This window comes from Bradyrhizobium sp. DOA1 (assembly GCF_001593325.1).
Taxonomy (GTDB): domain Bacteria; phylum Pseudomonadota; class Alphaproteobacteria; order Rhizobiales; family Xanthobacteraceae; genus Bradyrhizobium.
This window is the reverse complement of record NZ_JXJM01000001.1, coordinates 1,269,574-1,293,462: the sequence shown is the minus strand read 5'-3', so window position 1 is coordinate 1,293,462 and position 23,889 is coordinate 1,269,574. Positions and strand designations below refer to the sequence as shown.

The 23,889-nt window shown below is 60.9% G+C and carries 17 protein-coding genes; 11 read left to right on the top strand and 6 right to left on the bottom strand.

Features of this window, described 5'->3' with window-relative positions; genetic code table 11:
* Positions 1–33 precede the first annotated feature (33 nt).
* The 4 genes from SE91_RS05980 to SE91_RS05965 all read left to right on the top strand — a co-directional run bounded on the left by SE91_RS05980 (position 34) and on the right by SE91_RS05965 (position 8,556).
* Positions 34–1,311: a glycosyltransferase family 4 protein gene (locus SE91_RS05980; RefSeq protein ID WP_061846923.1), complete on the top strand. Its 1,278-nt coding sequence runs from the start codon at positions 34–36 to the stop codon at positions 1,309–1,311.
* The gene (locus tag SE91_RS05975) at positions 1,308–2,699 is read left to right on the top strand and encodes a hypothetical protein (protein WP_061846922.1); all 1,392 of its coding nucleotides are present in this window, start codon (positions 1,308–1,310) and stop codon (positions 2,697–2,699) included. Before SE91_RS05980 ends, SE91_RS05975 begins: the two co-directional genes overlap by 4 nt.
* Positions 2,700–3,270: 571 nt before the next feature.
* Complete coding sequence (locus SE91_RS05970; RefSeq protein WP_061846921.1) at positions 3,271–7,179, top strand: hypothetical protein; 3,909 nt, start codon at positions 3,271–3,273, stop codon at positions 7,177–7,179.
* Between the two features lie 252 nt (positions 7,180–7,431).
* On the top strand, positions 7,432–8,556 hold the full coding sequence (locus SE91_RS05965) for an acyltransferase family protein (RefSeq protein ID WP_061846919.1): 1,125 nt from the start codon (positions 7,432–7,434) through the stop codon (positions 8,554–8,556).
* A gap of 27 nt (positions 8,557–8,583) precedes the next feature.
* On the opposite strand, the gene SE91_RS05960 is transcribed toward SE91_RS05965, so the two are convergent.
* Entirely contained in the window at positions 8,584–10,065 is a 1,482-nt protein-coding gene (locus SE91_RS05960; protein WP_197489428.1) for a lipopolysaccharide biosynthesis protein, read from the bottom strand.
* Positions 10,066–10,174: 109 nt separating this feature from the next.
* Here SE91_RS05960 and SE91_RS05955 point away from each other — a divergent pair, with 109 nt between their 5' ends.
* Together SE91_RS05955 and SE91_RS05950 are read left to right on the top strand one after the other, a co-directional pair.
* On the top strand, positions 10,175–11,008 hold the full coding sequence (locus SE91_RS05955; protein WP_082813675.1) for a polysaccharide pyruvyl transferase family protein: 834 nt from the start codon (positions 10,175–10,177) through the stop codon (positions 11,006–11,008).
* A gap of 1 nt (position 11,009) precedes the next feature.
* Positions 11,010–12,125: a glycosyltransferase family 4 protein gene (locus SE91_RS05950; protein WP_245318362.1), complete on the top strand. Its 1,116-nt coding sequence runs from the start codon at positions 11,010–11,012 to the stop codon at positions 12,123–12,125.
* A gap of 18 nt (positions 12,126–12,143) precedes the next feature.
* Here the strand turns inward: SE91_RS05950 and SE91_RS05945 are convergent, their stop codons facing one another.
* The 4 genes from SE91_RS05945 to SE91_RS05930 are packed head-to-tail and all read right to left on the bottom strand — an operon-like array spanning position 12,144 to position 16,901.
* Complete coding sequence (locus tag SE91_RS05945) at positions 12,144–13,232, bottom strand: acyltransferase family protein (protein WP_061846916.1); 1,089 nt, start codon at positions 13,230–13,232, stop codon at positions 12,144–12,146.
* Positions 13,229–14,335, bottom strand: coding sequence for an acyltransferase family protein (locus SE91_RS05940; RefSeq protein WP_061846915.1), 1,107 nt, complete (start codon positions 14,333–14,335; stop codon positions 13,229–13,231). The genes SE91_RS05945 and SE91_RS05940 overlap by 4 nt, the downstream gene beginning before the upstream one ends.
* 9 nt (positions 14,336–14,344) lie before the next feature.
* Positions 14,345–15,682, bottom strand: coding sequence for a hypothetical protein (locus SE91_RS05935; protein ID WP_008561290.1), 1,338 nt, complete (start codon positions 15,680–15,682; stop codon positions 14,345–14,347).
* Positions 15,683–15,689: 7 nt separating this feature from the next.
* Positions 15,690–16,901, bottom strand: a complete 1,212-nt coding sequence (locus SE91_RS05930; RefSeq protein ID WP_245318360.1) for an acyltransferase family protein — start codon at positions 16,899–16,901, stop codon at positions 15,690–15,692.
* A gap of 209 nt (positions 16,902–17,110) precedes the next feature.
* On the opposite strand from SE91_RS05930, the gene SE91_RS36025 reads away from it, so the two are divergent.
* The 4 genes from SE91_RS36025 (at position 17,111) to SE91_RS05915 (ending at position 21,029) form a co-directional block, all read left to right on the top strand.
* Positions 17,111–17,350 carry a hypothetical protein gene (locus tag SE91_RS36025; protein WP_156489481.1) on the top strand — a complete coding sequence of 80 codons (240 nt, stop codon included), beginning with the start codon at positions 17,111–17,113 and terminating at the stop codon, positions 17,348–17,350.
* Positions 17,351–17,655: 305 nt separating this feature from the next.
* Positions 17,656–18,069, top strand: a complete 414-nt coding sequence (locus tag SE91_RS05925) for a hypothetical protein (RefSeq protein ID WP_245318358.1) — start codon at positions 17,656–17,658, stop codon at positions 18,067–18,069.
* Between the two features lie 31 nt (positions 18,070–18,100).
* Positions 18,101–20,338 carry a Wzz/FepE/Etk N-terminal domain-containing protein gene (locus SE91_RS05920; protein WP_008561296.1) on the top strand — a complete coding sequence of 746 codons (2,238 nt, stop codon included), beginning with the start codon at positions 18,101–18,103 and terminating at the stop codon, positions 20,336–20,338.
* 403 nt (positions 20,339–20,741) lie between these two features.
* Entirely contained in the window at positions 20,742–21,029 is a 288-nt protein-coding gene (locus SE91_RS05915; protein ID WP_008561297.1) for a hypothetical protein, read from the top strand.
* 54 nt (positions 21,030–21,083) lie between these two features.
* Here SE91_RS05915 and SE91_RS05910 read toward each other — a convergent pair whose 3' ends face one another.
* Positions 21,084–22,514 carry an undecaprenyl-phosphate glucose phosphotransferase gene (locus SE91_RS05910; protein WP_061846913.1) on the bottom strand — a complete coding sequence of 477 codons (1,431 nt, stop codon included), beginning with the start codon at positions 22,512–22,514 and terminating at the stop codon, positions 21,084–21,086.
* Between the two features lie 615 nt (positions 22,515–23,129).
* On the opposite strand from SE91_RS05910, the gene SE91_RS05905 reads away from it, so the two are divergent.
* Positions 23,130–23,867 carry a metallophosphoesterase family protein gene (locus tag SE91_RS05905; RefSeq protein WP_008561302.1) on the top strand — a complete coding sequence of 246 codons (738 nt, stop codon included), beginning with the start codon at positions 23,130–23,132 and terminating at the stop codon, positions 23,865–23,867.
* The last annotated feature ends 22 nt before the right edge of the window (positions 23,868–23,889 follow it).

The following is a 23,889-nucleotide window of genomic DNA, read 5'->3' as shown; positions in this document are numbered from 1 at the left end:
CGCGATTTTTTTTGCAAAGATGAGGTTGACGCGATGAAAGTTCTTTTGACGTCCACGCTTTATCCGACGCCTCAAGCCCCAAAGATCGTCGGCGGCGCAGAGATCTTCGCGCGACGTTTCGCCGAAGGCCTGGCGCAGCGCGGCGACGAGGTGGAGGTGATCCGGGCCGCATCCACGCCCGATCAGGTGCGCGAAACCTGCAACGGCATCAACGTCTATTCCGCGCCGGTGCAGAACGTCTACGCGCCCTTCACCGAGCAGAAGAACGTCGCCTTGCGCAGCATTTGGCACGCCGTCGACGACTGGCAGATGCAGGCTCCCTTGGTCGCCGAGCGCATCCGGGCTTTCAAGCCGGACGTCTTGCACTCCAACAATTTGTCGGGCCTCACCACCGCGATCTGGCGCGTCGCCGCCCAGCTCGGCGTTCCCGTGCTTCATACGCTGCACGACTATTATCTGACCTGCCCGCGCTGCTCGCGCTTCGACAAGGGAAGGTCTTGCGAGCACACCTGCACGAGCTGCGGAATCCTGACCTTTCATCGCAAGCGGGCCACGCATTGGCTCAGCGCCGTGGTCGGCGTGAGCGAGCGCGTGCTGTCGATCCACACCGACATGGGCATGTTCGCAGAGACGCCGATCCGTACCGTGATCCGCAACGCCTCGACCGAGCCGCCGCGTGAACCCTATCCACGTCCGGTCTGCACCACCGAGGTGACGTTCGGATTTATCGGTCGCCTCACGGAGGAAAAGGGCATCGACAATCTGATGCGGGCGCTTGCCATGCTGCCCCGTGATCGCATCCGGATGATGATCGCCGGTCGCGTCAGCGACGAGGAACAACGGCGCCTCAAGGCGCTGGCGCCGGATGCGCGTATCGAGTTCATGGGATTCGTGGTGCCGGACGACTTCTACAAGCAGGTCGACGTGGTGATTGCCCCGTCGATCTGGCACGACCCTGGTCCGCTCGTCGTCGCCGACGCCAAGGCGGCCGGCAGGCCGCTGCTCGGAACGCGCTTTGGCGGCATGCCCGAGGTGATCGAGCACGGCGTAACCGGCTGGCTGACCGAACCCGATCCGAAATCTCTTGCCAAGAGCATGCTGGACGTCGCGGCGGACCCCCACAAGATCGACGAGATCAGCCGGCGTCTCATTGCGGATACCAACAAGTGGATATTTTCCGACGTGCTGTCTGCATACAAGAACCTGTATGAACAATTGCGAGAGCAGCGGATGTCGCACTTGCGCGCGGCAACGACTGAAGCATCGAAAGCACCGGCCATCGTCGGCAAGGAGCGCCTCTTTCCGCGATGACACGCCTGTTCGCGATGGCAGGCTACGTCTATCAAAGCGCCGCGGCGATCATCCTGATCTTCGCGGTGAGCCATCTCCTGCCCGCTGCCGACTACACCAGCTTTTCCCTCGCGTTGGCCTCGAGCCAATTGCTCTGCGTCCTGATGTTCGAGTGGCTGCAACTCGCCGGATTGCGTTTTCTGGCAGCAGCCGGGGAGGACGAGGCCGCGCGGCTGAGGTGGTCGCTTTTTGCAGCCGGCGTGTCGAGTGCGGGCGCGCTGCTGGCGGTCGGAAGCTGCGCATTCCTGGCCAGCACGCTGCCGGCAGGGATCATCGCGCTCGGCCTCGGCATATCCGTGCTCCAGGGAGTGACGGATCTGTATTTCCTGACGGTACGTCTGTCCGACCGGCTGGGGGTCGCCTCCTCTCTTCTCGCACTGCGCGCCACCGCGCTTCTGGCCGGAGCCGCGGTGGGAGGAAGGATTTCAGGAACGGCTGAGGCCGCGCTGCTCGGGATCGCGTTGGGACACACGCTGGGGCTCGTCGCCGGCCTCGTCGCATACCGCACGCCGCTGGAGCGCGCCTCCTGGCAGGCGATGCTCGCCGACTGGAAGACCTTTGCCCGCTACGGCATGCTCGCGGCGGGCGCATCCGTCATTCATCTGTCGGTGCCAGTGCTGCTCCGTTTCATCGTCATTGGCCGGCTGGGCGCGACCGGAGCAGGTGCCGGATTTTCGATCGCGCTCGACCTTCTGCAACGTCCGTTCTGGGTCCTCAATGCAGCGATCCACACTGTGAGCTACCCCGAAGTGGTCAAGGACTTCGAGCGCGGGACCGTCACGAAGTCCGTCCAGTCGGCGCGGCGCATGTTCGAGTTCATGATCTGCACCACCCTCGTGCTGCTCGGCGGACTGGTCGGCTTCATTCCGGACGCCGCGCGCATCCTGGTGCCGCGGGAGAGCCTGGACGGCTTCCTGACGACCGCGCCCATGGTGGCCGCCTTCTATTTCCTGCACACGCATCTGCAGGCGACCGTCGCGGTCGTTCCGCACCTGGAGAAGCTCGCAACCAGGCTCGTGGTCGTTGCGGCCGGCCAGCTCGCCATCGTCGCGGCCATCGCGCTAGCCGCGGTTTGGGCCGGCCTGTCGCCGCGACAAGCGGTCGGCTGCGCTTCGCTCGCCACGCTGGCAACGATTTTGGTCGCGCTCGGTCCGACCCTGCGGTTCGAGGCATTCCCGCGCTGGTCACTGGTCGCGCAGGCGCTCGTGGCCGCCGTCCTGATCGGATCACTCGGGACGATGCCGACCGAGCCTCCGGCATGGCTTGCCGGCAAGATCGTGATCGCCGCAATCGCGACGGCCCTCGTCGGATGGCGTGGAGATTTCCTGATGCTGGCCCGCCGCGGCTAATTCGCAGCACGCGGCACGAATCCAAACACAGCAGGCCAGCAACTGAGCCGTGGGCCACGGCGCCAATTCAGTTTCCTGGACGGAACCATTACGCCTTTCCCGATCAACCGAAGGGCCATATCCGGGAAAATACGGCACAACCAGTTCGGGCAATTCCATCGGATTGCTCGCCCATGAAAATGGCATCTGCCGACTCCCTGTGCAATCCGATGATGTAGACGAAAGAGTCGGCACCGGACTCGGCAACGAGCCGCTGCACTTGGTCGCGACTCCCAGCGCCGCGTCCGCATGACACGCTCTCAAGCCGAAGCTTCGATCGAATGCGTGCGGCATGCGCACATATTCAGCAGTGCAAACCGTGAAAATCTTGAAAGCGCCTTCCTCGCGCCATCCTGCACCGGCATCGCATCAACATTCTGCTGCAACACGAGTCGAGCTGTTCCATCACAAGGAACAGCGTTTCACTCACGATTTGTAGCTTCTATTTTTATCTGAAATTCACACTCGACAGTGAAGCTTGAACGCAAATCCTGCGAGCAATTTTGCTCGCGCTGAAGAACTCGAGTGTGCAATGCCTGATCAAACCATCCTCTCCGCCAGCGGCTTCACCAATTCCATCGGCGTCAACACGCATGCCGGTTTCGGATGGACCGGCTACAACAATCTCGCGCTGATGGCCGACAGCCTCGAATATCTCGGTGTCACCCATCTCCGCGACGCAATGGGAACCAGCCCCGCTGCGCAACCGGTCGTCGAGGGCCTGGCGGCCGCCGGCTACAAGTTCGATTTCCTGGTGTCGTCCGCGCTGCCCCAATCCGGCGCGGCCGGGCTGCAGAACTACATCGCTTCGCTCCAGAAGTTCGCGACCAGCTATTCGGGCAGCATCATCGCCATCGAAGGGCTCAACGAGGCCAATCACCAGCCCTTCAGCTATAATGGCAGCTCGAGCCTCAGCGCCGCGGCCCAATTCCAGAGCGCGCTCTACCAGGCCGTCAATGCCAACGCCACGCTCGCCAACATTCCCGTCTTCAATCTGTCACTGGCCTACAACGATCCCCAGGGCTACAGCCAGCTCGGCAACATGTCGGGCTCGGTCGATTATGCCAACGCCCACGCCTATGTCAGCACCAGCCTGACACCGAGCAGCTCCATTGCGGCGACGCTAAGCGCCGTCATGCACGCGGCGCCGGGAAAGCCCGTCGTCATCACGGAGACCGGCTACACCACGCAGGCCAACACCCAATATCTCGGCGTCAACGAGACGGTGCAGGCCAAGTCGATCCTGAACACGCTGGTTGATGCCTACAAGGCCGGCGTGAGCTCGACTTACCTCTACGAGCTGTTCGACCGCGACTCGTCCGCGGCCAATACCAATCCCGAAGCCAATTTCGGCCTGTTCAACTCCGACGGAACGCCCAAGCTCGCCGCGACGGCGATCCACAACTTGACGACCATTCTGGCCGATGACGGCAAGGGCGGCCAGCAGCCGACTGATCCGCTGAACTACACCCTGAGCAACATGCCGGACTCGGGCAACAGCATGGTGCTCGGCAAGAGCAACGGCGCCTACGAGCTCGTCGTATGGGCGGAGCCAAAGCTCTGGAAGGACGCCAACGATACCGAGATTTCCAATCCGACCAAGACCGTCACGGTGAACCTCGGCGGCGTACATCATACGGTGAAGGTGTACGACACGCTGGCGGGAACCACGGCGATCGCCAGCTATACCGACGTCAGCACTATCACCATTCCGGTCAGCGATCACCCCGTGATCATCGAGATCGACGCGCCTCCGACCACGCCGCCCGCGTCAGACACAAGGACCAGCGTCACCGGGACGGCTGCAGAGATCGTGCCGCAACTGTCCGACCTGAGCGACTCGACGGCACTGCAGACCATCACGCTGACCGACTCCCACGTCCTGCAGGTCGCCTCGAAGGCGACCATGGACTACATGATCGCCCATTACGGCAGCGCGCTGTCCAAGATCCAGGGCGGATATTCGTTCTCGGTGACGAACTCGGCCGCGACCTGGACCAACACGAAGACCTACGATTCGAGCGGAAAGCTTCTTTCGAGGTCCGACACAGGCCTCAATTCAAGCGGCCAGCCGACCTCGACCACCGTCGTCTACAGCGACGGCTCCCAGGACCTGATCAGCTACACCGGCGGCGTGAAGACGAAATTCGTTCACGTCGGCACCGACGCGGTCCGGACCACAGACACCTACAATACGGCCGGAACTCTGCTGAGCCAGATCGTGCAGAAGACGGACGGCTATTACTCCACCACGCTTTATACGAACGGAGTGAAGACCGCCGCTTATGTCAAGAACGCGGACGGCTCGCAGGACAACTACACCTACAACGTTCAGGGCAAGAGCTTCACCAGCCAGGTGCAGCATCTCGACGCCACGGGGAAGGTCACTTCGGTGATCCGCAGCCATGCCGACGGCTCGCTGGATTCGACACAGGTCTATAAGGGCGACGGCAGCAGCGTGATCACGTTGTACAGCGCCACGGGAGTGAAGCTGGTCGAGACCGCCTACCATGCCGATCGCAGCAAGGATGTCTGGACCTACAACATCAAGGGTCAGAACTATACGACCGAGCACGATGTCTACGATTCGACCGGATTCCTCACAACCCTGACGCGCCTGCATGCGGACGGCAGCATGGCTTTCGAGCTGAAGCAGACGGCCAACGGCACCAAGACGACCAACTGGTACAATGCCGCCGGCAGCCTCACCAGCGAGGTGGTCCAAAAGGCCGACGGCTTCACCTCGACAACGCTCTACAGCAACGGCGTCAAGACCAAAGCCTATATCAAGAACGCCGACGGCAGCCTGGACAACTATGCCTACGGCATCACCGGCCAGAGCTACACCACGCTGATCCAGCATATCGATCCGTCCGGCAAGGTGACGGCCGTGACCCGCAAGCACGCGGATGGCACGCTCGACTATACCCAGGTCGTCAACAACGATGGAAGCAGCGTCGTCACCACCTATGATTTGAAGGGAGTAAAGACGAAACAGTCCGAGCATCACGCTGATGGCAGCAAGGACGTCTTCCTCTTCAACATCAAGGGCCAGAACTACACGACCGAACACGACGTCTACGATGCAGCCGGCTTCCTCACGACGCTGATCCGGAAGCACGCGGATGGCAGCATGGCGTTCAAGCTGCTGCAGAGCAAGGATGGAACCAAGACGACGGACTGGTACGACGCCAACGGCGTTCTCACCAGCGAGGTGCTTCAGAAGCCAAGCGGGTACAACTCGACCACGGTGTACACCAATGGCGTGAAGACCGCGGTCTACATCACCAACGCTGACATGAGCCGGGACAATTACAGCTACAACATCACCGGTCAGAGCTATACCACGCAGTACCAGCACCTCGATCCGGCCGGCAAGACGACCGAGGTGACCCGCTGGCATGCCGACGGCTCGCTCGATTATACCCAGGTCGTCAACGACGACGGCAGCAGCGTTGTTGCGACCTACGATGCGGCAGGCGTCAAGAAGATGGAGACCGACTACCACGCCGACGGCTCGAGGGATGTCCATCTGTTCAACGTCGTCGGTCAGAACTACACGACGGAGCACGACACTTACGATTCCACCGGCTTCCTCACTCACATCGTGCGCACCCACGCCGACAACAGCCTGGCTTTCACGCTGACGCAGACGGCCGACGGTACCAAGACCTCGGACTGGTACGACGCCAAGGGGGTCATCACCAGCGAGGTGACGACCAAGAGCGATGGTTACAACTCCACGACCGTTTATACCGCCGGCGTGAAGTCCGCGGCTTACATCAAGAACGCCGATGGTACGTCGGACAATTGGAACTACAACGTCACCGGGCAGTCCTACACCACCCAGCATCAGCATCTCGATGCCTCGGGCAAGCTGGTCGAGCTCACCCGGACTCACGCCGACGGCACGCTGGACTATACCCAGGTCGTCCACAACGACGGCAGCAAGCTGACCGACATCTACAACAGCGCCGGCGTCAAGACCCAGGAAATCGCCAACAACGCCGACGGCTCGAAGGACGTCTTCCTATTCAACTTCAACGGACAGGCCGGCACGACGCAGCACGAGAACTACAACCCCGCCAACGCGCTCCAGTTCATCGATCAGACCAAGACCGACGGGACTCACAATGTCACGGCCGTCGCAAGCGGAGTGACGATCGAGGGCGGGGCCGGCAACGACATATTCTCGGCGGCGCCGAACTCGACCACCATCGCCTACGATCATGGCCAGGACCAGATCCTCAACTTCCAGGCCGGCAGTGGCACGACGCACGACACGATCGCGATCTCAAAATTGTTGGCCGCGGACTACAGCCACCTGCAGATCACGCAGTCCGGCATGAACGCGCTCATCACGTTCTCGGCCAACGACACGATCCTGCTGAAGAACGTCTATGCCTCCAGCCTGACGAGCCACGACTTCCTGTTCGTCTGAGCACGGCGAATCTGACCAAACGGGCGCCAACAGCGCTAAGGGGGCCGGGACCCTGCAAGGTCCCGGCCCTGTTCGTTGTCGGGCGCCTGCCTCATGGATGAGCAGAGGCCTGACTGCCATCCACAATTGGATGGGTCCTATGAATTCGAGCGGGTTGCCGCGATTGCGCCTGCATCAGCCAGCGCGTTTGCGAACTTGCGTCACAATTCGCCCCTAGAAGGGCGACGAACCGCGCAAGGATACCGAGACCCGATGGAAGCCAGTGAAGCTAGACGTTTCGTCGTTCTCGACTTCTACCGCTTCGTCGCCGCGCTCGGGGTCTTCATCTTCCACCTGAAGCTGATCGACAAGGGTATCTCGCCGGCCTGGAACGGGTCCTACGGCCTGTTCGTGGACATGTTCTTCATCCTGTCCGGCTTCGTGATCTCCTATTCCTACCCTTCAAACTCGACAGGCCTGCGCTCCTATGCGCGCTTCCTGGTGAGGCGGATCGCGCGAATCTACCCCCTGCATCTGCTCACGTTGTTGATATTCGCGGTCCTTGCTCTCATGGGCATATCCGGCCCGACCTCGCACGCGAGCTGGACGGATTTCATTCACAACCTCTTCCTCGTGCAGGCGTGGGGCATCACAGATCATCTCAGCTTCAACTCGCCGGCCTGGTCCATCAGCGCCGAGCTGTTCTGTTACCTTCTATTCCCATTGTTCATGCTGCTGGCCGGCCGGATCTCGCCGCTGATGCTCGCGATCGTCGTGGCGCTGTCTTATGGAATCCTCGCCCATGCGCACCTGCCGATCTGGCAGGAACGCTCGCAGATGTACGGGGCAACCTTCGATTTCGGGATCCTGCGGGCCCTTCCGAGCTTCCTGAACGGAATTCTCCTGACGGTTCTGTTCAGGCTCTCGAGCGACTACCGCAAGAAACCGGTCGCATTCGCCGGAATAGCGCTGTTTGTCGTCTCGATCCTGGTCCTCAACTTCTTTGCCAAGCCCGATCTTGCAATCATCCTGTTCTCTCTCGCGATCTTGGTCACAGCCACCGGAGAAAGCGCCTTCGCCCGGTTTCCCGGCTCTGACTGGCTTGGCCGCCTCGGCAACACATCATATGCGATCTACATGGTGCACGAAGTGCTGCTGATCCTGCTTTTCAAGCCGGCCTGGCACTTTTTCGGACTTCAACCAAGCATGTTTCCAGTGTTTGCGTTGGTCTGCTGCATCGTTCTGACGGTCGTTGCCGACGTGACATATCGCTATGTCGAAAATCCCGCTCGAAAATTGATCAATCGGCTGGCACCCGGCGATGCAAGATCAGCCCGCATCCCGAAGGCTGAGCCGCTCGATCTTTCCGAGGCCAGACAGGCGGCCAAGGCAGGCTAGGTGGAGTGCAAAGGCCGGATCTTGCAGCTAGGTCCTCGGTGATCGCCGCACACGATTCAAGACCTCCTGGCATATCCGCATCACGGCCGGTCGGGCGACTGCCACAACGACGACGAGATAAACTGAACAACCAAGCAGCACGAGCGCGGCGAGACGCAGCCATGGCGACGTGGCGGGCATGGTAACGGAGGCACCAACCACCGCGCATGCCATCACCGCGGAACCGGCAAGTGCGGGCATCAGCGCGGCGGCATAGGGCTTGATTCCGAGCGACAGTATCCGCATCGAGGCTCCGGCGGACAGTGGATACAGCAACAAGGCGCGAACGACGTAGCCGACAGCAATCGCGATAAGGCCGAACGGCGCGGCGACGATGAAGATCGCTATGTTCGAAACCGCGTAGATCAGCGTCAGCCAGGTCTGCCAGTGCGGTTTGCCGAATGCCAAGATCAGGGAGTGATTGTAGAGGCCGATCGTGGTCAGGAATCCGGTGATCGACATGATCGCGAGCAGAGGGGCGGCCTCGCCCCACTTGGATCCGAAGAAACTAGCGATGAGATCCGGCGCCAGAGCCGCTATGCCGGCGAAAAGCGGGGCCGTCAGCAGCGACGTGTACATGACGAAGTCGACCAGCGTCGAACGCGACGCTTCCCGATCATGCTGCAGGCCGGCGATGGTCGAAAAGAACACGCGGTTCAACGCATTTCCGATCACGGTACTCACGGCGTTGACCAGGCGCTTGGCGAGGCTATAGAAGCCCGCGCCGGCGGCGCCGGTATACCAAGTGACGAAAATCAGATCGGAATTGGCATTGGCGAAGTTCGTGATTCCGGTCAGCGCCACGTAGCGCGCATAGCTCAGGAGCTCGATAACAGCCCGCCGGCTGACCCGGAGCCGAGGGCGCCAAGGCGTCAGGATCCAAAGGCTGACCAGCGAGATCAACGAAGTCGTGACGAGCTGTCCGACCAGCGCAACGACGCCGTACCCCTGTATCGCCAGCGCGATCCCTACGGCCCCGCCTACCGTGATTGAAGAAATCGAGCGGATGGCGAGGGATCGAAAGAGTTGATTGCGCGTCAGCCAGGCCTCGTGCGTCCGTGAGAGGCCTTGCACGGCCACCACGATGCAAAATCCCTTGAGAACGATGGCAAGGTCCGAAAGACCGGAGAATCGTTCGACAGCGCCGCTCGAGGCGAACAGTGCGAGCGCTGCAAACAAGGAGAGGCCCGCAATGAGCCAAAACGAGGCAGTGTAATCCTCGTCCTTCGGCTCGGGGCGCGCCTGGACGGCGATCGCGATGCTCTCGATCAGGACTGCCCGGCAGAATTCGAGCGCCAGCGCCCCCGTTGCCACGATGCCCAGAATCTGCGGCGACAGGAGCCGCGCCATGATCATGTAGATTGCGAGCGTAAGAGCCTGCCCGACTGCAGAATCGAGTGTGGACCAGATGACGCCCGAAACGATCGAGCGCGGCTTGATAATCTCGTGGCGCAATTGAAAGCCTGTCACGATTTCGAGTTAGGCCGACATTCGTCGGGGAACCATTGGATGAATGGTCCAATAGTCGCCTTGTTTACGAGGACACTACGGCAAGAAAGCAGCTACAATCCGAGGCAGCATGAATATTCGAGGCAATTTACGACGGCTGATCAACGAGGTCGGTTGCGACTTTATTCATCCACTTCCCTATCCGCACGTAGACTTGTTCTTCTGGCGTCCCGACGACGGAACGATCAATTTCGGCGACCATCTTTCGATCGTCGTCGTCGACCATCTCTTGCGGCATTTCGGCTATACGCTCGCCGACGAGGTGCCGCGGCAAGCGCGCTTGTTCGCGATCGGCTCCGTGCTCCATTACGCGCGAAACGGCGATGTGGTCTGGGGAAGCGGCGTAAACGGGCGCCCCGGCCAGGACAGCCTCAACTATCGCGTGCAGAACCTGGACGTGCGTGCGGTGCGGGGCCCTCGTACACGGGAGGTTCTGCAGCGCCGGGGCATCGCAGTCCCCGAAGTGTTCGGAGACCCGGCACTGCTGCTTCCTCAGCTGTTTCCGAATCGCTTTCAACCGACTGCCAAGAAGCATTGGGTGTTCGTTCCGAACTTGCACGATTTGAATCTCATCGACCGTACCGCCGATACAGTGGTCTCACCCCTGGGATCCTGGAACCGGCGAATTGAGGCCATTCTCGAAGCTGAACTGGTTCTGGCCAGCTCGCTCCACGGCATCATCGTCGCCGAAGCATTCGGCATACCGGCTCGGTACGTGCGACTGAGCAGCGCGGAGTCCGAGTTCAAGTATCGTGACTATTACGAGGGCACTGGCCGGTTCGACGTCGAGTTTGCCACAAGCATTGACGAAGGTCGCGAGATGGGTGGAGCTGCGCGCCTCAACTTCGACCATCGTGCCTTGATGAATGCGTTCCCGATCGACCTCTGGAGCGGAAAGAGCTGACATGGCCAAGCGCCTCCGCGTGGCCATCTACGCGCCGCATTTTGCAGAATATTCCTACCGGCTCGCAGCGGGATTGGCGCACCATTGCGACGTTCGCCTGGTGCTCAACCGCAAGGACGCCAACCAGCAATGGGAACTTGCCGATATCGCCGTGGCTGCGCCGTTCGAGACGCGGATCCGCGACCTCAGCCTTCGCCGTGGCGGCGCGATCGGCATCCCCGCGTCCTTCCTCGACATAATATCGTTTCGCCCGGACGTGATTCACTGTCACGAAGTTCCGGAGATCTACACGTATAGGCTGATCCAGCTGCTCCGCCCGCTCGGCATTCCCCTGGTCCTGACGGTTCACGATGCGATTCCACATTCGGAGGGCGGCTCCGGCACCTCGGCCCGTGAGGATGCGTGGCGCGAGCGCATGCGCGCGGCCGCTTCTGTGGTCACGACGCATGGTGAGAGTTGTATTGCCGATTTTCGGCGCGCTTCTCCCGGCTTCAAGGGCGACACGGTTTCCAGCATGCACGGCGTGCTCATGGTTCCGCCAGCCAAGGGCGCGCCCACCGCGCCGGAAGCAGCTCGGATCCTGTTTTTTGGGCGGATGTGGGCCTACAAGGGCCTCGACGTGTTCATCGATGCGATCGACATATTGGTCCGGCGCGGCGTTGCGCATGAGGCGATCGTCGCCGGCCGCGGCCCCGAGATGACGCGGCTCGGCGCGCGGATGGAGGCGATGCCGACCATCAAGACGATCAACGCCTATATTTCGCCTGCGGAGACCGGGCGGTTGTTTCAATCCGCAACCGTGGTTGCCCTGCCCTATAAGGATGCAACGCAGAGCGGCGTGCTTGCATCCGCCTATGGCAATTCCCGGCCCGTCGTTGCCAGCGCCACCGGCGGCATCCCCGATGTCGTGACGGACGGCGTCAATGGCCTATTGGTACCTCCGGGTGATGCCAACGCACTCGCCGATGCACTCGAACGCGTGCTGACCTCGAAGCCTCTTGTCGCGACATTGACCGAGGGCGCGCGGCAGACTGCGTCTGGCCTATTGAACTGGGACCGTATCGCCGAACAGCTCCTCGGCTCCTATCACAAGCTCACCGCACGCAGCGTGAGCTGAGCGCCAGCGGGCGGTCCCTCAAACCGATTGCTCGATCTGCGGCCGAAAGAACATGCCGCGGATCGCGCCGTCCAGCAGGCGCCTCAGCCTCACCTCGATCAGTTCATAAGTGATCGCACTCGCAACCAGTGACATCACCAGCCCGAGCGCGATGAAAGCAGCCCATAGCAGCCAGCGGTCGACGCCGGCGGCGACCAGCTTCAGGCCGATCACCTGCAGGGGGAAGAGCACGAAGGGGTGCACGAGATAGAGGCTGTAGCTGATCTTGCCGATATATTGGAGCGCCGGCGTGCTCAGCGCCCTGCCGAGGCCTGATTCCGGGGCCAGCACCATGCCGAACAGCAAAAATCCGGGAATGAGCCCGACGAATGGGTGAAACAGCACGAGGCTCGCATACAGGGCGACGCCGCAGGCGAGGCCCGCGAGCAGCCCGAGGCGTCCGGGAATGGAGATGCGAAACCCGGTCGCGCTGAACAGCATGCCGATGCAGAAGAATGCGGTGATCGGCCAGCGCATCAGGCAAGCCACACCCAGCAGGATCAAGGGCGCCGCCAGCAGCCGGCCCCCGAGGCGCCACATCGAGAATGTCAGCGCAAACCAGATGTAGAAAGCCCACTCATAGGTCAACGTCCAGGCATTCTGCTGGGCGATGGGCAGGCCGAGCGCGTCCTGCACGAAGAACAGGTTGGCCGCGAAGATCCCGAGATAGCTCGTCAGATCGATCCCGCGGAAGAACTTGTAGGCCACGATCGGCCCGATCGCGAACAGCGCAAGATGCAGGACGACGAACACCGGCATGATGCGCAGGACGCGATCGAAGAAGAACCGCGACAGCGAGCCGTGCCGCACCAGGCTTGCAGGGATCAGGAATCCGCTGATCATGAAGAAGAGTTCGACACCGTGGCCGCCGACATTGATCACCGATTGCAGCCAAAGCCAGAGCGGCGGCAGGAAGCCGGGATTGGGGATGTCGTACATGCCTGCCTTCGGCATGTCGTAGAAATGATCCATCAGCACGCTCAGCGCCGCGATGGCACGAAGACCCTGGACCGAAGGAACGAACGATCCATCATAGACGACGCCCGGCTGGTGCGGTGCCTTGATCACTCTGCGGCACCCTGGGTGCTGAGGGCCGGTTCGAGCACGACCGGCCTTCTTCGCGCAGAGCGGAACCTCTGCCCGAAGGAAATGCTGGGCTTCTCGATGAAGGCGAATGTCATCCAGCTGACGAGGATCGACAACGCCAGGATCACGGCCAGGAAGATCGACCATCCCAGCGGCCCGTCGCCGAACCAAAAGAAGCGATGGATGACGACGATCGCGAACGGCGACATCAGGTAGACCGAGTAGCTGATCACGCCGACGAACGCCATCGGGCGCCAGGCCATTCGCTCGCCGAACACGGCAAAGCCGATGAAGACCAGCGCCGCGCAGATATAGGCCGATCCGATCGAGTAGCTATAGAAGAAATTCTCGTGATACACGCCGCCGAACCGGCGGTCGGACAGGGTGGCGGCGAAGATCGCATACAGAACCGTGCAGACGGCCACATGGGTCCATCGCAGCTTGCCACCAATGACGGTGTCGCGGATGATCTTGCCCAGGAACATCGCCGACAGGTTCAACCCGACCTCCATCACCGAGGAGACTGCCCTACTCTCAACGAACAGTGCAGCTGTGGTTCCCACCAGCGCGGCGGCAACGACGATGGTCACCGCCGTGAAGCGCTGGTTCAAGAGTCCCATCGCAAAGAGAATGGTGCATCCGACGTAGAACAAGAGCTCGATCGCCAGCGTCCAGTAGAACACCCAGAGGTTCGGAACGTTCACGAACGTCTGCAACATCGTCACGTTCGCGATGATCTGCCCCAGCGGATAAGTCTTCGAATCCAGCAGCTGCATCAACAGGAGCCCGACCACCATCGAGGTCCAATAAGCCGGATAGAGCCGGAAGAAGCGGCTGATCGTAAAATCGCGCACCGGCGTGGCGCTGTCCGGGAAGCTGAACGGAATGACGAAGCCGCTCACGAAGAAGAACAACACGACGCCGAACCGGCCAAAGTTCATGTAGTAGCCGAATATGTCATGGAGGGGTCCGTAAAAGACACCCGTCGGATGCTTTTCCAGAATGACCTCGAAGACGTGCTGGACCAGGACGGCCAGTACGGCAATGCCGCGCAGCGTATCGATGAATGCGAGCCGTTTATGCATCGTCCGTTCTCACCTGCTTCCGCTCGCCGCCGGTGCGTCCGGGCGGAAGCCTTCCAATGGCGGCATCGGTGGCCGCATAATGATTGGCACGGCGTCACCTGCCCGCGCGAAGGTCGCACGCCGCGAGAACACGTCGCTGAAGCTCAACGCGATGATGAGCAGGCCGGACGCCGGACCGTAGTTCAGGACTGTGATCGTGAACAAGTTGACGACGAAGATCAGCGTCAGCTTGTAGACGTCGGTCGCTGCGAACGTCGCCCGGAACACCATCACCATGAATGCGACGAACGGGAGACCGAACATCAGGTACGTGCCGATGTAGAAATTGTCGACAGGAACCCAGAAATGCGCAAGCGGCGAGAACAGCTTCTGCGGATAGTTGAAGCAGCCCGCCCCGCAGCCGGTGATCAGACCAATGGGCATGAGTTGGTTCATGTAGACGAACGGCAGCTGCCAGCTGTTGTTGATGCGATCGACGATGCTGAACAGAGTCGTGTGCGGCACCGCGGCGGTACCGGAGGCAAACACGATCATGAAGAACGGCACGAGGATGGCGGAAAACGACCACAGCGCAAGGGTCCGAATCGCGGGAAAGCGCGACTTCTCCGGCAACATCCGCACGAACACCAGCAGAATCAAGTAGATCACGAGGACGATCATGGTCGTCTTGCTGGTCGTCAGACGGATAATGTAGACCGCGAGAGAGCCGTACAGAAGGCACCACGTCGTGCTCTTGCGGATCGACGTAATTGCGAAGGACACGAGTATGAAGAAGGCCGCCATAGTACTTTCGGCAGCAAAGCCGGTGAGACGCTGATCGTCACCCCCATAGGCCCACCATAGGCGGCCCGCCTCACGAACGGCGCCGAAGGACTCATATTTGTAGCCGACCCAGGGCATGAGATAGAATTTCGTCAGCAGCACGCCGATCAGCGAGAGGTAGAACGTCGCGGCGATGATCGACAGCAACTTCTTGTAGGAGCCTAGACTGGTGTCGCAGAAACAAAATCCGACGAACACCGGGAGCATCATCTTAAACGACGACATCGCCGCGTTGACCGTTCCCAGCATGAAGTAGCCGAGCACCAGCGACAGCGTGATCTGCACAAGGACAACTGCGGCCAGGACACTGCGATTGCGCAAGATACAATGCACGATGAACTGGGCGAGGCACAGAAGCGCAATGCCATCTGGCACGAACCAAAGCGCGTCCAGATGCATGATGCTGGTGTAGTACCGCATCAAACCACCGAAGGCGTCCCGCACCAGATAGGCTGCGAGCGCGATCGCCTCGATGTTGAGGCTGATCAGCGTGATCCGTCGGGTTTGCAGCGCGAAGGTGCTCATGCCCGGCTCAATTGCTCAGCCGCGCCGACCGGGCGGTGGATGGCGCGAAATCCGGGGAGCTTCCAAGTACATTTCGCAGAAGCTTGCCGCCGGGAATCTCGACATAGAGATAGGTGAAGTGCGAAACCGCCAGCACAGCGGCCAGTGAGACGACGAGATTCAGCGTAGCCGGCAGGCCTGCCCAGCTCGAATCCAGGGCGGCGATTCGGCCCGCCCCCACGGCCCGCACGAAATATTCGGCCATTAGCACCACGAGCGCGTGCACCATATAGATGGAGTAGGACCGGCGGCCGAGCCAGACCAGCGGCTGGGTCACCAGCATCCGGGGCACCAGCAGCGCGTCCGGAAAGGCCAGCAGGCTGCCCAGGAAGATCGCGAACATGACTGGTGCAAGGAACGTCGCCGCAGGATTGGTCTCCGCCAGGGACACCAGAGCGACGCTTGCGATCATGACGACGAATTGCAACGCGCCCTGTACGGCTGGGGCCGGTTTGGCCGGGAGGCGATCGACGATCCTCACCATCAACACGCCTAAGAAAAATCCGACGAAGCAGCGCAGAAGACCGAAATCCGTCTGAAGCTCGAGGCTCTTCTTTTCGAGCACGAAGATGATGAAGACCAGACTTCCGACCGCGAGCAACCCGGAGAGGACATAAAACCACGACAGCGAGCGCATGCGCAGAGCAAGCAGAACGATCAGTCCAAACGCCAGATAGGTGTAGAACTCGACACTGATGCTCCAACTCGGCGCATTCCAGCTGAGATAGTCGATGAAGCCCATAGAATGCAGCAGCAAAACATTGAGGCCGAACGAATAGGCGTTGTTCACCTCGAAAGCCGTCGGGGCGGCGACCACGACGCCCGCCATGACCAGACCGATGCGCAGCAGGCGAAAGAGGAGGTTTGCGAGCAACATGACGATATGCAGCGGGTAGACTCGCGCCAGGCGCCGTATCATGAATTCGCGCAGCGAGAAGCGCGTAAAATCGTTCTCGATGTAGCTCAATGCCATGACCATTCCGCTGAGAACAAAGAACAGATCGACCAACAACCATGCACTCCTGAAGAAGGAGCAGTCGATCCAGGCGTTGTGCGGGAATGCCGCCAGAAATGTCGGCATCAGCAGCAGATGGTGGATCACCACCGAAGTCGCGGCGATCCCCCGGATACTGTCAAGCGGCTGGACATGCGCCTTCTCACGATGAACCAACTCCGTCACATCAACATTCCGTGGCTGTTGCATCGCAGCAGTGTGTATCAGGTCTCGCGCGTGTTCAATCTCTGCAATCGCGGACTGGCATTCGATGCATGACGCCCGACGATAATTTCAAAGCTTGCAGATCATTCGGACATGCCAGCGCCAAGTTCATGCCACTTTTCATCCGACGCGCGCCTGCTTCGCCGGGCAAGCTGATCCGGATGTGATGATTGCGAGTATTTGCGCGCAAAGTATGCGCGAAATTCGGCGCTGTTGCGATCAATGCCCTTCGCAGCACATTGATCTATGTGCGTGCAGATGTCGCACAAAAAATCCTCTCTCACGAAGGGAACAATGAGCGCGCCTCACCACTTGTGTCGGTTTTGCGACGAGAGGACGCGCGATTGCCCGATATGTTTTCAGGTTGCAACATTCATGAGCGCGACATGCCGCTCTCGCAGGCATTGTAAATCGTACTTCTGCAACCGAAGACGAACGAAGCGGGCACCGCCATTCGTTTTGTCGACGTCTCTGCATCAGCTTTTGCGTCGCACAAAAAGATGACACAGTTACCTGCCAAGTTTCGTGTGTTCTCCTATTGCAACAGAAGCAAGGAACACGGATGGGCCGCGGACTAACACGTCGTCATGCGCAGCCGCGATGGCTAGCGATTGTCTCGATCGGTTCTGCGCTGATCGTTTCGAGCGCCGGTGCTTGCCGTGCGCAGTGCGTCGAATTCTCGGACCGAGCCTCGCAACTCGAGCTCGACACCTTCGTGAAGTCGCCCTCCTCGCTCCTGGAGCGTTTGCGCAATGACAAGGAGAAGTTGCGGTATTGGCTCGCGCGCTATGTCGCCACGAATCCGTCGGTGCTGCCTTCCGTGCAGACGCTCATCTCGGCCGCGGCCTCAACCGACCGCTCGTCCATCGGCGCTGCGCTGCGCATTGCCGAAGCACGTTGCACGTCAACCAAGCCGGACGCCTCGCGCAAGATCAGGGATTTCGTGCAGCGGATCGGTGATCTCAACGTGCAGGCCGGTTATTCCGGCGCAGGAGACGACAGCTCCAGCGTCCAGGTCCAATCGCAAATCAAGGGGCCAGCACAGCCGGCCCGAAGTGGCGCCCTGCTCGAGGGCGAGTGGAAGACCAAGCTGGCCAATCCATTCAAGCCCGTCCCCCTTCCGAATTGATCCATGATCGTCAAAGGCAGCGAATTAGCACATGTACCAGCCTAGGGAACATTTCCAGTCGGGGCACCGATTCGGCATCGAATTCGGCGGGGCGGTCCTCAGCTTCGAGCGCGTGACCGACGTCCTCCGCCGCCAATGGCCGATCGTCGCGGTCTGCACCGGCGCGTCGCTGGCGCTGGTGATGGTCTATCTGGCCATGGCGCAGCCCATGTATACGGCAAATGCCCGCATCATGATGGATACGCGGCAGACGCAGGTTCTCGACAAGGACAGCAACGCCAGCAGCGCCCTGATCGACACGGGCTACGTCGACAGCCAGGTCGAAATCATCAACTCGGACGACCTGATTCTGTCAGTCGTCCGCCGCCTGAAGCTGACGGAAGACCCGGAGTTCAATGGCTCCAATCCCGGCCTTCTCTCCATCATCATCGGCAAGGTGACGTCGCTATTCGGCTCCGGCGAGCCGGCGAGCCAGGAGCGAATCGAACATGCCGTGGTCGCACAGGTTCAGAAGAACCTGCGAACTGAGCGCGTCCTGACGACATATGTTCTGTCGCTCAACTATCGTGCACGGACCCCCGACAAGGCCGCCAAGATCGCCAACGCCATCGCCAATGCCTACCTCGTCGGCGCCCTGGAGGCCAAATATCAGTCTACCAAGCGGGCTACCGAATGGCTGCAGCAGCGCAGCCTCGAGCTGAGTGAGCAGGCATCGGCCAGCGACCGCGCCGTCCAGACCTTCAAGGCCGAGAACAATATCGTCGGGACCAGCCGCGGCCTGATGTCCGAGCAGCAGCTGTCGGACCTGAACACGCAGCTGGTTCAAGCGCGGGCTGCGACCGCCGAAGCCAAGGCCCGGCTTGATCGGATCGACACGATCTCCGATCAGGATGTTGCGCAATCAACCGTGACGGACGCCCTCAACAACTCGGTGATCACCCGCCTGCGCGCCCAATATCTCGACCTTCAGGCCCAATATTCCGACTGGTCCAGGCGCTATGGCAAGACCCACCTTGCGGCGGTCAACCTGGCCAACAAGATGGAAGAGCTGCGCAAGAACATCGCCGACGAGTTGCGTCGGATCGCAGACGCCTATCGCAGCGACTACGAGATCGCAAAGAGCCGGGAGGCCTCGCTCGAGAAGAACGTCAAGGAGCTCGTCGCCCAAGCCGGCAACAAGGGCCAGGCCGAGGTCAAGCTGCGCGATCTCGAAAGCGCGGCCGACACCTATCGCAATCTCTACAACAATTTCCTCGAGAAGCTGCAGAGTGCGACGCAGAACCAGAGCTTCCCGCTCAGCGAAGCGCGCCTCATCAGCACCGCCACCAAGCCGGACCGCAAGAGCTCGCCGAAGACGGTCCTCGCCCTCGTAGGCGGCCTGGTGGGCGGCCTCTGCCTCGGCTTCGGCGCGGCATTTGCGCGTGAACTGCTGAGCGACGTGCTGCGGACGCCGGGCGAGGTCGAGGACGAGCTCGGCGTGAAGTGCCTCGGCGTGCTACCGGACATCCGGCCGCCGACGAAGGCCGGCGGCTTGCTCGCGACGTCCGCGAAGACCGGCCCGCCCGATCTCTCCCGCTACGTCGTCGATCATCCGTTCTCGCGCTTTGCCGAGACCCTGCGCAACATCAAGGTATCGATCGACGTCGCGCGCCTGACCCGCGAGATCAAGGTGATTGGCATCGTCTCCTCGCTTCCGAAGGAAGGCAAGACGACGGTGGCCGCCAACTTCGCCCAGCTGATCGCCCTCACAGGGCATCGCACGGTTCTGATCGACGGCGATCTGCACACCCGCTCGCTGACGCGGGAGCTCGCACCCAACGCCAAGACCGGTCTCGTGGAGGCTCTCAACGACCCGGCGAGCCTCGGCTACCACGTGCAGCGAAGCAAGGAGACGGGACTGGATTTCCTGCCCTCCGTCGTGGCCTCGCGCATGGTCAATTCGGCCGACGTCATCGGATCCAAGGCAATGGCCGAACTGCTCAAGGTGCTGAGGGAGCACTACGAGTACATCGTCATCGATCTTGCCCCCGTGATGCCGGTGGCGGACTCGAAGGCCGTCAGCTTCCTGATCGACGCCATGGTCTACGTGATCGAATGGGGCCAGACCACGCGAACCGCTCTCCAGGAGTCGGTCTCAGGATCGGAAGTCCTCCAGAAGAAGCTGATCGGCGCCGTGCTCAATCGCGCGAACCCGAAGATGCTCAAGCGCATCGAGGCCTACAAGGGCAAGCACCACAACAGCTACTACGTCGAGCACGAGCACGCGTAAGACCACGGCCGGGGCACCACGCCCAGCCGAACTGCAACGACCTCAGGCCCGCTGCCTCTGGCAGCGGGCCTTATTCGTGCTCGCAGAATTGTTATCGCAGCCGTCGAGGACGCTTTGGCGCAAAGCGACGGGCTGGGCCCCTCGGCAGCCGGTCATCGGGGCATGGCGCCCGGGCCGGTGCGGCCTCCGTATTCGTCCGGAATCCACAACTTGCAGTTATTGCTCTAGCCCAAAAGCAAGGATTGACGCGCATATGATGGGCTAGGACACTGCCCCGGCTACCAAGCTAGCCATCGTAGGTAACAGTCCAGATCCTTGATGCCACATCTTTAGGCATCTTTCCTTCTTGGTTCCCAGAGGTTAACCTCGAGGCATATTTGCAGTTTCTTTTTCGGTGGCTTGGATGCTGATCGTCCTGACGATTTTGACCATTTGGGTCCTGCTCAACATCCTGTTCGTGTTGATCGTGGTCCCCCCGCGCAAACCACGCCGGCAATCGATGGCGCGGACGTTGTCGCCAGCCCCTATCGACCCGAGCAGACGAGAACTCGAGCAGGACGAACCGTTTTCGGTTCGCCACGTCATAGCCTCCGTCGCGATGGGGGCCTTCTTCGTGCTGGTGCCGCCGTTGCTTGCCTTGCGCGACGCTATTGTGCGCTTCTTCGGCAGATCCTCACGAGACGGAACCTAGCTGCGGCCCCGGACGATTGGGGATCGCCGATCGTCGGCACTCTGGCGCAGCCAGCTAATAGGCTTCCTGGAACATCACGGCGGAGGCTGTACGCGCCATGATCTTCAGGTCGAGCCAGATGCTCCAGTTGCTGACGTACCAGACATCGTACTCGACCCGCTTCTCCATCAGATCGATGGTCGGCGTTTCCCCCCGGAACCCATTGACTTGGGCCCAGCCGGTCAGGCCGGGCTTCATGTGATGGCGATAGACGTATTTGCTGATGAGCTCGTCATAGTAATTGTCGTGGGCCAGCGCGTGCGGACGCGGCCCGACCAGTGACATATCCCCACGCAGCACGTTCCAGAGCTGCGGCAGCTCATCGATGCTGGTCATGCGAAGGAACCGACCGATCTTCGTGACCCGGGCATCCTTCTTGGTCGCCTGCGTGACCGTCTCGCCATTCTCGCTGACGGTCATCGAGCGAAACTTCCAGATCTCGAACGGCTTGCCGTTGAAGCCCCGGCGCGACTGCCGGAAGATGACCGAGCCCGGGGAATCCAGCTTGATCAGCACGGCGACGGTCAGCAGCAGCGGTGTCAGCAGCACCAGTGCAAACAGAGCCACGCCGACGTCGAGGCAGCGCTTTTGCAACCGTTCCAGAATGGTGAGGGGCGGCCGCTGTATCTCGACCGCGACGGTTCCGCTGACCGGCAGATAGGGGCGAGCCACCAGGTCGGCGATCGGGTCGTCCGGCAGGATGCGTATCGGCTGGGGAACCGCACGTAAGTATGGCCCCAACTTTCGCAGCATGGGCAGCTCGTTCCAGTCGATCGCAAGCAGATATTCGTCGACATCGGCCGAGCGCGACTGACGGATGACATCGCGGATCTGCCGCTCCCAATTGCCGTCGTCCCGATCGGCTCCAAGCACGAAATGCCGCATGACGTCGAAGCCAGCCCGGCGCAGGTCCTTGAAGCGGCTCGAGGTGAAATCGAGCGGCTTCAGGCTGAGCAGAATTACCTTGCGATCGACCAGGCGGCTTCTCGCAAAGCTGGTGCCGAACACTGCCTGCCAGGCGAAGCGGAGGCTGATTAGGCCGAGCCCGCCGATCACGGCGAAGACGATGACCGTGCCGCGCGACAGATTATCCGTCGATTTCAGCAGAAACGCGGCCACGGCGAGGATCGTCAGCGAGGTCAGCCAGATGAAGACCGCCTTTCGAAGCTGCCAGACGAGATTGAGCAAGCGGTGCGTGGCATAGACGTCCCGGAAATAGGCGACCGCGACGAATACAACGCCGACGAACAATCCGGCTCCCACCGATGCGCCGTCGGCAGGTGACGCGACGGCCGCGCCATACAGCGAGGCCCCGGCCGCGTAGCTCAACAGGATCAGCAGAAAGTCAGCAGCGATGACGACGATCTGAAATGGCCTCTGAAGGGCGCCACCGCGCACGGATGCCGATGTATGCGCGCTTTCAGAACCATAAGTTGCAACAGCCATTCGAACCTCTGCCTTATCGAGAGAGTGTCTGACGCTCATCGTGATGCTGAAGACTCGTCAATTTCCCCGCGCGAAAAGTGTTGGTTGATCGCAGCGACATTGTGGCGCTGCACGCAAAACTTTTGCGATGCATTGATGATGCGCCATGTCGAAATGCGCATCGACATCGATACGCTGAAAATCTCGTCACAGTGCTGACATATCAGCGACGCGCTGCCCTATTTTGAATCAAGTTCCGCATTCGACACGATGCTGCGGCAGTCGGATGAGCGCGTCTTCGCTGATCTTTGAGGTGCGTCATCCCTTCTCGCGAGCACGAGCGAGTCGATTGCGGGAACTTCGGTGAAATTCTATCTGCGGATGTATGCTGGATTCCCGGCAGGCATGCATCTTTGCCGCACTCTGCGCCTCAGCGATGCAATTCATACAGACCGACATTCGACCGCCTCCTCGCAAACGAGCTAGGCAAAAACTTCCGCGCCCTTCTTTTGGCGTGATCGGGCCGGAGAACAACGAGGCGACCCCGCCGACGTCACGTTGTTCGCGTCAGATGGGGAGTCCTCCGGTGCCGGCGACTTGGGGAATTTTTTTCGACGACCCGATCGATTGTGCGCCATGAAACCTCTCGCCCGCCCACGTCAGCCGATCCACAAGCCGCACCTGCCGGAAGGCGTCCGCATCTATGCGATCTCGGATATCCATGGCTGTGCGCATCTGCTCCAGCCGATGTTGCAGGTGATCGACGCCGACGTGGCTCGCAGCCGCCCACCCTATGCGATCGAAGTCTTCATGGGCGATTACATCGACCGCGGCCCGGACACGCGTGCCACCCTCGACATCCTGGTCGAACGCAGCAGGCGGGGAAATGCGGTCTTCCTCAAGGGCAACCACGAGGCATTTCTGGTGAGGGTGTTCGAAGACCCCTCACTGTTCGAGGACTGGATCGCCGTCGGCGGAGCTCAGACCTTGATGTCCTACGGGCTCGCCCCGCCGGATCTGAAGCGCGACGAACCTGCTTCCATCATGCGCGATTTGATTCGCGCCATGCCGACCGAACACCTGGAATTCCTGGACAACCTGCGGCTCAGCTTCAGTTGCGGAGACTTCTTCTTCGTCCACGCCGGCGTTCGCCCGGGCATTCCATTGGCCGAGCAGACGGAGCGCGATCTGCTCTGGATTCGCGAAGAGTTTCTGCGGAGCGAGGAGCAGTTCGGCAAATATATCGTGCACGGTCATACGCCGGTTCGCAGCGCCGAATTCCTGGCGAACCGCGTCAACATCGACACCGGCGCCTATGCAACCGGCAATCTCACGCTGATGAGCATCCAGGGAAGCCGCATGCTCGCGGTGTGACGTGGCGATTCGCGAGACGGAA